At 71.4% G+C, this 11,938-nt stretch carries 11 protein-coding genes; 7 read left to right on the top strand and 4 right to left on the bottom strand.

Going from position 1 to position 11,938, the window contains the following annotated elements:
• Window positions 1-351: 351 nt before the first annotated feature.
• Window positions 352-912: a TetR/AcrR family transcriptional regulator gene (locus tag ACIPLC_RS06065; protein WP_400471787.1), complete on the top strand. Its 561-nt coding sequence runs from the start codon at window positions 352-354 to the stop codon at window positions 910-912.
• A gap of 60 nt (window positions 913-972) precedes the next feature.
• Here the strand turns inward: ACIPLC_RS06065 and ACIPLC_RS06070 are convergent, their stop codons facing one another.
• The 3 genes from ACIPLC_RS06070 to ACIPLC_RS06080 all read right to left on the bottom strand — a co-directional run bounded on the left by ACIPLC_RS06070 (window position 973) and on the right by ACIPLC_RS06080 (window position 3,825).
• A complete protein-coding gene (locus tag ACIPLC_RS06070) occupies window positions 973-2,673 on the bottom strand; it encodes a methylmalonyl-CoA mutase (protein ID WP_400471507.1) in 1,701 nt (566 codons plus the stop codon).
• Between the two features lie 193 nt (window positions 2,674-2,866).
• A complete protein-coding gene (locus tag ACIPLC_RS06075) occupies window positions 2,867-3,208 on the bottom strand; it encodes a DUF3817 domain-containing protein (protein WP_400471509.1) in 342 nt (113 codons plus the stop codon).
• 77 nt (window positions 3,209-3,285) lie between these two features.
• The gene (locus ACIPLC_RS06080) at window positions 3,286-3,825 is read right to left on the bottom strand and encodes a MarR family winged helix-turn-helix transcriptional regulator (RefSeq protein ID WP_400471511.1); all 540 of its coding nucleotides are present in this window, start codon (window positions 3,823-3,825) and stop codon (window positions 3,286-3,288) included.
• A gap of 493 nt (window positions 3,826-4,318) precedes the next feature.
• Between ACIPLC_RS06080 and ACIPLC_RS06085 the strand changes: the two genes are divergently transcribed.
• On the top strand, window positions 4,319-5,956 hold the full coding sequence (locus ACIPLC_RS06085) for a M4 family metallopeptidase (protein ID WP_400471513.1): 1,638 nt from the start codon (window positions 4,319-4,321) through the stop codon (window positions 5,954-5,956).
• Window positions 5,957-6,345: 389 nt separating this feature from the next.
• Window positions 6,346-7,992, top strand: coding sequence for a M4 family metallopeptidase (locus ACIPLC_RS06090; protein ID WP_400471515.1), 1,647 nt, complete (start codon window positions 6,346-6,348; stop codon window positions 7,990-7,992).
• A gap of 98 nt (window positions 7,993-8,090) precedes the next feature.
• Here the strand turns inward: ACIPLC_RS06090 and ACIPLC_RS06095 are convergent, their stop codons facing one another.
• The gene (locus tag ACIPLC_RS06095; RefSeq protein WP_400471517.1) at window positions 8,091-8,402 is read right to left on the bottom strand and encodes a DUF3817 domain-containing protein; all 312 of its coding nucleotides are present in this window, start codon (window positions 8,400-8,402) and stop codon (window positions 8,091-8,093) included.
• Window positions 8,403-8,721: 319 nt separating this feature from the next.
• On the opposite strand from ACIPLC_RS06095, the gene ACIPLC_RS06100 reads away from it, so the two are divergent.
• The 4 genes from ACIPLC_RS06100 to ACIPLC_RS06115 all read left to right on the top strand — a co-directional run bounded on the left by ACIPLC_RS06100 (window position 8,722) and on the right by ACIPLC_RS06115 (window position 11,922).
• Complete coding sequence (locus tag ACIPLC_RS06100) at window positions 8,722-9,519, top strand: DUF2127 domain-containing protein (protein WP_400471519.1); 798 nt, start codon at window positions 8,722-8,724, stop codon at window positions 9,517-9,519.
• 80 nt (window positions 9,520-9,599) lie between these two features.
• Complete coding sequence (locus ACIPLC_RS06105) at window positions 9,600-10,238, top strand: AIM24 family protein (protein WP_400471521.1); 639 nt, start codon at window positions 9,600-9,602, stop codon at window positions 10,236-10,238.
• Window positions 10,238-10,888, top strand: coding sequence for an AIM24 family protein (locus tag ACIPLC_RS06110; RefSeq protein ID WP_400471523.1), 651 nt, complete (start codon window positions 10,238-10,240; stop codon window positions 10,886-10,888). Before ACIPLC_RS06105 ends, ACIPLC_RS06110 begins: the two co-directional genes overlap by 1 nt.
• Before the next feature lie 224 nt (window positions 10,889-11,112).
• Complete coding sequence (locus ACIPLC_RS06115) at window positions 11,113-11,922, top strand: AIM24 family protein (RefSeq protein ID WP_400471789.1); 810 nt, start codon at window positions 11,113-11,115, stop codon at window positions 11,920-11,922.
• Window positions 11,923-11,938 lie beyond the last annotated feature (16 nt).

Genomic DNA, 11,938 nt, shown 5'->3' on the forward strand with positions numbered 1-11,938 from the left:
CCGCGCCGCCCCGTCCCACGGGTGCGGCGCCTGGTTGTCACTGCTTTCGCTACGAGTCGTAGCGTAACTGGAGCCGGGGCCCCGGCCGCAAGCCCCACCGGCGGTTCCGGGACGTGACCTGCCCCACTTTCCGAGGCGGCCCGGCTGCCCGAACGGGCGAACAGCCGCTACCGTTACCAGCCCCACCCATGTTACTCACCAGTAGAGCGCAAGGAGGCCCGGTTGCCGGCCCCCCAGCCCCCCGCGAACCCGGACGTCACGGACCCGGAGGCCGCGGACGACCCCGCCCCCGCGGCGGGTGCCACGACCAGGGCCAAGGGGCGCCCGCGCAGCGCCGCCGCCGACCGCGCCATCCTCGACGCCACCCGCGAGGCCCTCGCCGAACTCGGCTGGGGCGGGCTGACCATGGGCCACGTCGCGGCCCGCGCCAAGGTCGCCAAGACCACCCTCTACCGCCGCTGGCCGTCCAAGAACGAACTCGTGGTGGACGCCGTCGCCACCCTCTTCGACGACCTGGTGATGCCCGACCTCGGCACCCTGCGGGCCGACATCGAGGCGGTGGTCGCCCAGTTCGCCGACCTGCTGGCCCGCCCCGAGACCCAGGCCGCACTGCTCGCACTGTTCGCCGAGGGCACCCGCGACCCGCACCTGCGGCGCCGGATCCGGGAGGCCATCGTCGACCCGCAGAAGCGGCTGGTCCGGCAGGGCCGGGCGGCCGCCCAGGCGCGCGGCGAACTCGCCCCGGACGCCGACCCGGGGACGGCCGGCGAGGAGATCGACATCATCTTCGACACCATCGCCGGGACGGTCGAACACCGCGTCCTGGTCAGCGGCGAGCCGGTCACCGCCGACTGGACCCGCCGCTTCACCGATCTGCTGCTCGGCCCCTTCCCCAGCCTGCCGACCGACTGAGGGCACGACGGAGCCGCCCCGCACGAAGCTCCGGACGGGGCGGCTCCCGAGGTACCGCGGCTAGAACATCGCGTTCTCCTGGTACGTCCCCCACTCCTCGCGCAGCGCGTTGCAGATCTCGCCCAGGGTCGCCTCGGCGCGCACCGCGTCCAGCATCGGCGGGATCATCGACTCGCCCGAGCGCGCGGCCGCCAGCATGGCGTCCAGCCCGGCCCGCACCGCCGCCTCGTCCCGGGCCTCCTTGCGCTCGCGCAGCACCCGCACCTGCTCGCGTTCGACCTCGTGGCTGACCCGCAGGATCTCCAGTTCGGGGGTGACACTGCGCGGGTGGCAGTTGACGCCGACCACGCGCTTGTCGCCCTTCTCCACCGACTGCTGGTACTGGAAGGCCGCCTCGGCGATCTCTCCGGTGAACCAGCCCTCCTCGATCCCGCGCAGGATGCCGGTGGTGATCGGGCCGATCCCGTGGTCCTCGCTGCCCTTGTCCAGACCGCTCTTGTCCAGGATCCGCTGGAAGATCGCCTCGGCCTGCTGCTCGATCCGGTCGGTGAGCGCCTCGACGTACCAGGAGCCCCCCAGCGGGTCGGCCACGTTGGCGACGCCGGTCTCCTCCATCAGCACCTGCTGGGTGCGCAGGGCGATCTCGGCGGCCTGCTCGGAGGGCAGCGCCAGGGTCTCGTCCAGGGCGTTGGTGTGCAGCGAGTTGGTGCCGCCGAGCACCGCGGACAGCGCCTCCACGGCGGTGCGGACCACGTTGTTGTACGGCTGCTGCGCGGTCAGCGAGACGCCGGCGGTCTGGGTGTGGAAGCGCAGCCACTGCGCCTTGTCGGTCTTGGCGCCGAAGCGGTCGCGCATCCAGCGGGCCCAGATCCGGCGCGCGGCACGGAACTTGGCGATCTCCTCGAAGAAGTCCAGGTGCGCGTCGAAGAAGAAGGACAGGCCGGGCGCGAAGACGTCCACGTCCAGGCCCCGGGACAGGCCCAGCTCGACGTAGGCGAAGCCGTCGGCGAGGGTGTACGCGAGTTCCTGCGCGGCCGTCGCCCCGGCCTCGCGGATGTGGTAGCCGGAGACGGACAGCGGCTTGTACGCGGGGATGCCCTGGGCGCAGTACGCCATCAGGTCGCCGATCAGCCGCAGGTGCGGCTCGGGGGCGAAGAGCCACTCCTTCTGGGCGATGTACTCCTTGAAGATGTCCGTCTGCAGGGTGCCGTTGAGCACCGCCGGGTCGACGCCCTGGCGCTCGGCGGCGACCAGGTACATGCAGAAGATCGGGACGGCCGGGCCGCTGATCGTCATCGAGGTGGTGACCTCGCCGAGCGGGATGCCGTTGAACAGCACCTCCATGTCGGCGGCCGAGTCGATGGCGACGCCGCAGTGGCCCACCTCACCGAGCGACTTGGCGTCGTCGGAGTCGTAGCCCATCAGGGTGGGCATGTCGAAGGCGACCGAGAGGCCGCCGCCGCCCGCCTCCAGGATCATCCGGTAGCGCTCGTTGGTCTGCTGCGCGTTGCCGAAGCCGGCGAACTGGCGGATGGTCCAGGTGCGGCCCCGGTAGCCGGTGGGGTGCAGCCCGCGGGTGAACGGGTACTCGCCCGGCCAGCCGATCCGCTCGAAGCCCTCGACGGCCTGCCCGGGGGCGGGCCCGTACATCGGCTCGACCTCGTCGCCGGACAGGGTGGTGAAGTCCGCGTCCCGCTTGCGGGCGCTGTCGTACCGCTGCTGCCAGCGCTGCCGTCCGCGCTCGATCTCCTCGGCGTCCATGGCCCCGAACTCCGCTCCGTACGGCCGCCACGGCACCGGGGCGGCACAGCTATTAGGACGTCCTACCAATTTACTCGGACGTCCTAGTAGCTGTCGATGGAAACCGGGGTCGAAACGCCGGGGCCGCCGGGGCCCGGAACGCGCGAGTGCCCCTTCCCCCGCGGGGGAAGGGGCACTCGCCCGGGCCGTCGGATCAGACGCCGGCGGGCTGGCGGGCGTCGGCGCCGGCCGGGAGCCGCTCGGCGGCCTCGCGGACCACCTTGCGCTCGAAGACGAAGGACGCGAACGGGATGCAGCCGGCGGCCAGGGTCAGGATCATCCGGCCGAGCGGCCACTTCAGCTTCTGCCCGAGCAGGAAGGTCACCACGAAGTACCCGATGTACAGGTAGCCGTGCAGCATCGCGACGTACGTGGTCAGGTCCTCGGCCGCATTGAAGCCGTACTTCGCGACCATGAAGCCGCAGAACACCAGCAGGGCCACACCGGTCGCAATGGCCAGGCCCCGGTACCAGCCCAGCAGGGGGGTCGCCTTCATACTTCTCATCGCCTCGCTCGGCAGGGATCGACCGGTACGCCCGGATCCGCGCACCGCTCCCACGAGGGTAGCCGTCCTCACGGCCGCTCCCGCGCAGCCCCCTCGCCGCGGTCGTCGGTGAAGTCGCCGGCGGCGATCCGCAGCGGCCTGAGCAGTTCGAACACCTGCTGACACTGCCCGGTGTCGTACTCCTCCAGCCCGAAGTCCATCGCCATGAGTTCCCGGGTGGCCTCCTCGACCGTCTCGCGGCCGCGGCCGGTGATCGCGGCGAGCACGCCGCGGCCGTCCAGCGGGTTGGGACGGCGGGCGACCAGGCCGGCCCGCTCCAGTCGGTCGACGGTGTTGGTGACGCTGGTCGGATGGACCATGAGCCGCTCGCCGATCTTGGACAGCGAGAGCTCTCCGGTCCGGCTGAAGGTCAGCAGCACCAGCGCCTCGTACCGGGCGAAGGTCAGCCCGTACGGCTTGAGCACCGCGTCGACCCGGGAGAGCAGGATCTGGTGGGCGCGCATGATCGAGGTGATCGCCGCCATCGAGGGGACCCCGCCCCAGCGGCGGGTCCAGAGCTCGTCGGCACGGGCGATCGGGTCGAAGTCGAGGGCTAGGGGCTTGGGCACCTCCTTACCGTACCGGCGGACAGGGCGGGCGCTACCAGCCGTCCTGATGGTGGACAAGCGCGACGCGTGGCGGGAACCCGCCAATCGGGCGGCCAGGTCCATACCAGGACATTGCACCGGCGTGAATGCGCGGCAACGGGAGCCGGGCGCAGCGGAGTTGACGGCCGATCGGTCCGCAGCCGCACTATCAGGCCTCGGTTCGAACGGTAACCCGCTGAAAGGCCGGGTGATTCGCCCCTTTTATCCGCCCGTTCACAATCCCTCCGGCTGGCGGGACTTGGCCAATTCATGAGCAAGACCTGTCATTTGATTTGCTCGATTGTCATGCTTTCGGCCAACCCCGTCCGGCAGCCACCACCCCCACCCACCGGTGGCCCGCCGCTCGACCGCACGGGGTCCGCACGTCAGTGCCCGTTCCGCCCCTCAGGTGCCGACCCCGGCCCCCGGGACGCGGCGCGACCGCCCACACGCGGTTACCCGGAAGGACTCGTCCGTGAAGCGAAAGCTCGCAGCAGTCGCCGTACTCTCCGCCACCGCCCTGCTCACCGGCGTCGTCCAGGTGAGCACCGCCGCCCAGGCCAGCCCGATCCCCGCGCTGCAGGCGCAGGCCGCCGAGCAGCACGCGGCGGCGCTCGCCCTGGCGGGCGGCCAGTCCGGCCCGCTGGCGAAGGCCCTCGCCCTCGGCGGCCAGGAGCAACTGGTGGCGAAGGACGCCGTGGTGGACCAGGACGGCACCCGGCACCTGCGCTTCGAGCGCACCTACGCGGGCCTGCCGGTGCTCGGTGGCGACCTGGTCGTCCACCAGAGCGCCCGCGGCGCGGTGCAGTCGGTCGACAAGGCGGTCTCGGCCCAGCTGAGCCTGTCGAGCCTGGCCCCGCAGATCCCGGCCGACAAGGCCGCCGAGCAGGCCACCGGCGCGGTCCAGGCCACCGTCGGGGTCGCCGCGGACAAGGACGAGTCCCCGCTGGCGGCCGTGCACCAGACCGGCAAGGCCGAGCTGGTGGTCTGGGCGAGCGACGGCAACCCGCGCCTGGCGTACCGGACCACCGTCGAGGGCGTGCGCGCCGACGGCACCCCGAGCAGCCAGCTGCTGGTCACCGACGCCGCCACCGGCCAGGTGCTGTCCACCCACGAGCAGGTGCAGACCGCCGCCGGCACCGGCAAGGGCGTCTTCGTCGGCAGCGTCCCGCTGACCACCACCCAGAGCGGCACCTCGTACCAGCTGAAGGACGCCACGCGCGGCGGCCAGTCGACCGTCAACCTGAAGAACAAGACCTCCGGCAGCGGCACGCTGGTCGCCAACTCGACCAACTCCTTCGGCAACGGCCTGGCCTCCAACAGCGAGTCCGCCGCCGTGGACGCCCAGTACGGCGCGGCCGCCACCTGGGACTTCTACAAGAACACCTTCGGCCGCAACGGCATCAAGAACAACGGCGTCGGCGCGACCAGCCGGGTGCACTACGGCTCCAACTACGTCAACGCGTTCTGGAACGACTCCTGCTTCTGCATGTCCTACGGCGACGGCAGCGGCAACACCCACCCGCTCACCGAGATCGACGTGGCCGGCCACGAGATGAGCCACGGCGTCACCTCCGCCACGGCGAACCTCAACTACTCCGGTGAGTCCGGCGGCCTCAACGAGGCCACCTCCGACATCTTCGGCACGATGGTCGAGTTCTACGCCAACCTGCCCTCCAACCCGCCGAACTACTGGATCGGCGAGCTGATCAACCTGAACGGCGACGGCAGCCCGCTGCGCTACATGGACAAGCCCAGCAAGGACGGCACCTCCGCCGACTCCTGGTACTCGGGCGTCGGCAACCTGGACGTCCACTACTCCTCGGGCATCGCCAACCACTTCTTCTACCTGCTGTCCGAGGGCAGCGGCGCGAAGAGCATCAACGGCTTCAACTACAACAGCCCGACCTCCAACGGCTCGGCGGTCACCGGCATCGGCCGGGACAAGGCCGCGCAGATCTGGTACCGCGCGCTGACCGTCTACTTCACCTCCACCACCAACTACGCGAGTGCCCGCACCGGCACCCTGAAGGCCGCCTCCGACCTGTACGGCGCCACCAGCGCCGAGTACAAGGCCGTCGCGGCCGCGTGGAGCGGCGTCAACGTCAACTGACGTACGACGCACGGCGACAGGACGTCCGGGGCCTCCGTGGAGGGCGGCCCCGGGCGTCCGCGCGCCCGCCTCCCCCGCGCGCCCGCCCCGCACCCGGGGGGGGTGGCGGAGTCCCACCAGCCGGACGAACCGCCCGTAGCGGGCACCAGGCGGTGGCCGAACCATCCGCACCGGCACTGGCGGATCCCGGCCAATTCTTGTCCGAGGTCTGTCATTTCCTGCCATCAATTGTCATGCTTCTGCCCAAGCCCCCGTCCGACGTCCGTCACCCCCACCCGTCGACGGATCGTCAGGGACCGCACGGGAGCAGCACGTCCGCGCCCTACCGCCCCAACGGCGCCAACCCCGGCGCCCCGGTACGCGGCGCAACCGCGCGCACACGCGGTTTCGTGGAAGGAACCCCGCACGTGAAGCGAAAGCTGACAGCCGGCGCCCTACTCTCCGCCACCGCCCTGCTCGCCGGCGTGATCCAGATCGCCATCGTCCCCGCCGCCCAGGCCGCCGCCCCGTCGCCGGAGCAGCAGCAGGCGGCGCTGCTCGCGGTGGCCGCCGGGCAGAGCAGCCCGATCGCCCAGTCCCTGGCCCTCGGCGGCCAGGAGCGGCTGGTGGTCAAGGACGTCGTCGCGGACGCCAACGGCGAACGCCACCTGCGCTACGAGCGGACCTACGCCGGCCTGCCGGTCCTCGGCGGCGACCTGGTCGTCCACCAGCGCGCCGACGGCTCGGTGGACTCGGTCGACCGGGCCTTCGACGGCAACCTGGCACTGCCGAGCCTGGCCCCGGGCCTCGCCGCCGGGCAGGCCGCCGAGCGCGCCACCGCCGCGGTGCGGGCGACCGTCGGAACGGCCGCCGACGAGGACGAGGCGGCGCTCAGCCGGGTCGACGGCGCGGGCGCGGCCGAGCTGGTGGTGTGGGCGGCCGACGGCGCGCCGCGACTGGCCCACCGCACGGTCGTCCACGGCGAGCGGGCCGACGGCACCCCGAGCAGCCAGCAGGTCGTCACCGACGCCGCCACCGGCCAGGTGCTGTCCACCCGCGAGCAGGTGCGGACCGCGGCCGGCACCGGCAAGGGCGTCAACGTCGGCACCGTCACGCTGACCACCGCCCAGAGCGGCTCGACCTACTCGCTGAAGGACGCCACGCGCGGCGGCCAGTCCACCACCGACCTCAAGGGCGCCACCTCGGGCAACGGCACGCTGTTCGCCAAGACCAGCAACTCCTGGGGCAACGGCCTGGCCTCCAACCGCGAGTCCGCCGCCGTGGACGCCCAGTACGGCGCGGCCGCCACCTGGGACTACTACAAGAACACCTTCGGCCGCAACGGCATCAAGAACAACGGCGTCGGCGCCGCCAGCCGTGTCCACTACGGCTCCAACTACGTCAACGCGTTCTGGGACGACTCCTGCTTCTGCATGACGTACGGGGACGGCTCCGGCAACACCAACCCGCTGACCGCGATCGACGTCTCCGGCCACGAGATGAGCCACGGCGTCACCTCCGCCACGGCGAACCTCAACTACTCCGGCGAGTCCGGCGGCCTCAACGAGGCCACCTCCGACATCTTCGGCACCATGGTCGAGTGGTCGGCCAACCTGCCCGCGGACCCGCCGGACTACCTGATCGGCGAGAAGCTCAACATCTTCGGCAACGGCAAGCCGCTGCGCTACCTGGACAAGCCCTCCAAGGACGGCCAGTCCGCGGACTCCTGGTACTCGGGCGTCGGCAACCTCGACGTCCACTACTCCTCGGGCATCGCCAACCACTTCTTCTACCTGCTGTCCGAGGGCAGCGGCGCCAAGGTGATCAACGGCGTCAGCTACAACAGCCCGACCTCCAACGGCTCGACGGTCACCGGCATCGGCCGGACCAAGGCGGCCGCGATCTGGTACCGCGCGCTGACCGTCTACATGACCTCCACCACCAACTACAAGGCCGCCCGCACGGCGACCCTGAAGGCCGCGACCGACCTGTACGGCGCCACCAGCACCGAGTACAAGACCGTGGCGGCCGCGTGGAGCGGCGTCAACGTCAACTAGCCACCCCCGGTAAGAAACGGCGACAGGCTGCCGCGGCCCTTTGGGAGAGGAGGCCGCGGCAGCCTGTCGACCGTCGCGTGGCGGGGTGTCCGCGGGGGCTAGGCGGTGGCCGGCTCCAGTTCGCCGCGCTCCTCCTTGGCGAGCATCCGCTCGGCGAAGAAGCCGCCGGTGGGCAGCACCGAGAGGACGAACAGCAGCACGCCGCGCTTGGCGTCCCACTTCTGCGCCTGCCAGGCCTGGATCCAGAAGACGACGTACAGGATGAACAGGATCCCGTGGACCATGCCCATCACCGGGACGCCGTCGAAGGACGTGGTCCGCTTCAGCACGGAGCAGATCAGCAGCAGGATGAACGAGACCCCTTCGGGGCCGGAGACCAGGCGCAGGCGGTGGACGGCGCTGCTGTTCACGATGGGTACCTCAATACGGGGGTCGGAGGCGTACCTGCTTGTGAAGCGACTCACAAGCCTTCCGGCCATTATCACCGAGCACATGTCCGAAGCCCCGGCCGGGGCGGGCACCGTGGCCGACGTCACAACCGCCGCGCCCGCCACCACGACCGCCGTGCCCGTGCCGCGTCGGTGCACGCCGACGGGTGCGCACCGGTGTCACAGCTGTGCGCCAGAACCCGACGGGTCGCGGCGGCCCGTCACCCGCTGCCCCTATCCTGCTGCCCGCGCCCGAAGCACCGGGCGCCGTAGACATCGGACGACCGGGGGTAGCGACCACATGTTCAAGCGGGACTGGGACCGAAGGACCTGCGCCAAGCGCGGCCACACCACCTACGCGCCGACCGAGCCCGAGCTGGCCGCCCGGCTGCACGCCGCGACCGCCCTCGGCGACGCCTGGCGCTGCCTGCGCTGCGGCGACTTCGCGCTCGGCGCCCCGCACGGCTCCGGCCCCGCGCAGGACGCCCCGCTGGTGCCGCGCGGCAAGGCGCTGCGGGACCTCTTCATCCTGCGCTTCCTCGCCGTCGAGCGGGTGCTGCGCGGCCTGCTGATCATCGTCGTGGCCTGGGCCGTCTGGAAGTTCTCCAACAGCCAGGACGCCGTGCACCGGGTCTTCGACGAGAACCTGTCGGTCTTCCGGCCGGTCACCGACCACTTCCACTGGGACCTCGAACACTCCCCGATCGTCGACACCATCCGCAAGACCTTCGACTACAAGAAGAGCACCCTGCTGATCGTCGCGGGCGCGCTGGTGGCCTACGCGCTGATCGAGATCGTCGAGGCGGTCGGCCTCTGGCTGGGCAGGCGCTGGGCCGAGTACCTCACCGTCGTGGCCACCGCGGCCTTCCTGCCGCTGGAGGGCTACGAGCTGAGCGAGCACGTCAGCGCCGTGAAGATCGGCACGCTGGTGCTGAACATCGCCGCGGTGCTCTGGATCATGCTGTCCAAGCGGCTGTTCGGGCTGCGCGGCGGCGTGGTGGCCTTCGAGGCGGAGCGCCACTCGGCCTCGCTGCTGGAGGTCGAGGAGGCGGCCGGCGCCATCCCGCACGCCGCCCGGGGGGCGCACGCGCGGGCGTGACCGGCGCGTTTGTCCCAGACCGGTACCAGTTCCACCCCTGCCCCTCCCCCCGCCCCGGCCGCGCCCGCTAGATTGCGGCCGTGGCACAGTTCAGACTCCAGGGATCCCGGGTACTCGCGGTCGAGTTGGCCGGCGAGGCCGTCAAGGCCAGACACGGCTCGATGGTCGCCTACACCGGCCAGATGAGCTTCAAGAAGCTGACCGGCGGCGGGGACGGCCTGCGCGGCATGGTCGCCCGCCGGCTCACCGGCGAGCAGATGACCGTCATGGAGGTGAAGGGCCAGGGCACCTGCTACTTCGCCGACAAGGCCACCGAGATCAACCTCGTCCGGCTGAACGGCGAGACGCTGTTCGTCGAGGCGGACAACCTGCTCTGCACCGAGGGCTCGCTGCGCACCGGCACCACCTTCACCGGGCTCAACGGGATGTCGTCCGGCAACGGCCTCTTCACCACCAAGGTGGAGGGCCACGGCTGGGCCGCCGTCACCTCGAACGGGCCCGCGATCATCCTGCGGGTCGGCAAGGGCCAGCCGCTGCGGGTGGACCCGGGCGCCTACGTGGCGCACACCGGCAGCCTGCACCGCAGCCTGAAGTCGGGCGCGGGCTGGACCACGGTGATCGGCGAGGGCGGCGGCGAGGCCGTCCAGGTGGAGTTCACCGGAGAGGGCCTGGTGTACGTGCAGCCGTCGGAGAAGGTCACCATCGGGGGCGACGTCTGATGGGCTTCACGAAGATCAACGGCAAGATGGTCGAGGCCCAGGTGTTGCCCGGGCAGCGGCTGTTCAGCCAGCGCGGCGCGATGCTCGCGTACACCGGGGACGTCCGTTTCACGCCGAACATCACCGGCGGGCAGGGCGGCGTGATGTCGATGATCGGCCGCCGGGTGGCCAACGAGGACACCCCGCTGATGACCGTCGAGGGCCAGGGCCGGGTGATGTTCGGCCACGGCGGCCACCACGTGCACGTGATCGACCTGGTCGGCGACACCCTGTACGTCGAGGCGGACCGGCTGCTGGCCTTCGAGGGCACGCTGCGCCAGTCCACCATGTTCATGGGCTCGCAGGGCGGGGTGATGGGCATGGTCCGCGGCCAGGTCACCGGGCAGGGCCTGTTCACCACCCGGCTGGACGGTCAGGGCGCGGTCGCGGTGATGGCGCACGGCGGCGTCTTCGAGCTGCCGATCGTCCCGGGCCAGCCCGTGCACGTCGACCCGCAGGCGTACGTGGCACACCGCGGCCAGGTGCAGAACAAGCTGTCCACGGCGCTGGGTTGGCGCGACATGATCGGCCGCGGCTCCGGCGAGGCGTTCCAGCTGGAGCTGTCCGGGCAGGGCGCGGTGTACGTCCAGGCGAGCGAGGAGAAGCTCTGATGTCCTACCCGCCGCAGCCGCCGTACGGGCAGTCGCCGTACGACCAGCCGACCCAGCCCGGCTTCGCCGCCCCTCCGCCGCCGGGCTACGGGCCGCCGCCCGGCCAGGGCTACCCGCCGCCCGCGCAGGGCCATCCGCAGCAGGGCGGCTACCCGCCGCCGCCTCCCCCGCAGCAGCCCCCGCAGGCGTACGCCCAGGAGCAGTTCGGCGGCCCGCAGGCCCCGCTGCCGAGCGCGCACGGCGGCTCCGGCCCGGTGGTGCACGACGCGTACAGCCTGCCGGTCAACGACAACGTCAACCCGTACGCCTACTCGGTCGACCTGAACGGCTCGTACTTCCTGCAGAAGGGCAAGATGGTCGCCTACTACGGCGACATCACCTTCCAGGGCGTCGGCGCCGGCATGCTCGACCGGGTGATCGGCCAGCACTTCAACTCGCCGATGCACGCGGCGGACTGGGTGGTCGCCCAGGGCCGCGGCAAGCTGCTGCTGGCCGACCGCGCCTTCGACCTCAACTCCTACGACCTGGACGAGGGCAACCTGACCGTCCGCTCGGGCAACCTGCTGGCCTTCGACCCGTCGCTGCGGCTCAAGCAGTCGATCATCCCGGGCTTCCTGACCCTGATCGGCACCGGGAAGTTCGTCGCCGCCTCCAACGGGCCGGTGCACTTCGTCGAACCGCCGATCCGGGTGGACCCGCAGGCGCTGGTCGGCTGGGCGGACTGCCCGGCGCCGTGCCACCACTACGACCACGACTACATGCACGGGCTGATCGGCGGCATCCGCCGGCTGACCGGGCTGGGCGGGGCCTCCGGCGAGGAGCACCAGTTCGAGTTCATCGGCGCCGGCCAGGTGCTGCTGCAGTCCAGCGAGAAGCTGATGGCCGAGCGGTCGGTGGGCCAGGTGGACGCCGAGGCGGGCGTGCCGGTGGGCGGGGTGCCGTCGCAGCCGGCGGCGTCGGGCCACGGCGGGGGCAACCTCAACGTGCCGGGTCTCGGTAACCTGGGCGATCTGGGACGGCGTTTCGGCTTGTAAACTTGTACAAGATTGA

The sequence above is a fragment of the Kitasatospora sp. NPDC086801 genome, from assembly GCF_044745805.1.
GTDB lineage: Bacteria > Actinomycetota > Actinomycetes > Streptomycetales > Streptomycetaceae > Kitasatospora.

Coding starts and splice junctions, on each gene's coding strand:
- ACIPLC_RS06070 (WP_400471507.1), bottom strand. CDS start 2,673: ATGGACGCCGAGGAGATCGAGCGCGGACGGCAGCGCTGGCAGCAGCGG.
- ACIPLC_RS06100 (WP_400471519.1), top strand. CDS start 8,722: ATGTTCAAGCGGGACTGGGACCGAAGGACCTGCGCCAAGCGCGGCCAC.
- ACIPLC_RS06075 (WP_400471509.1), bottom strand. CDS start 3,208: ATGAAGGCGACCCCCCTGCTGGGCTGGTACCGGGGCCTGGCCATTGCG.
- ACIPLC_RS06110 (WP_400471523.1), top strand. CDS start 10,238: ATGGGCTTCACGAAGATCAACGGCAAGATGGTCGAGGCCCAGGTGTTG.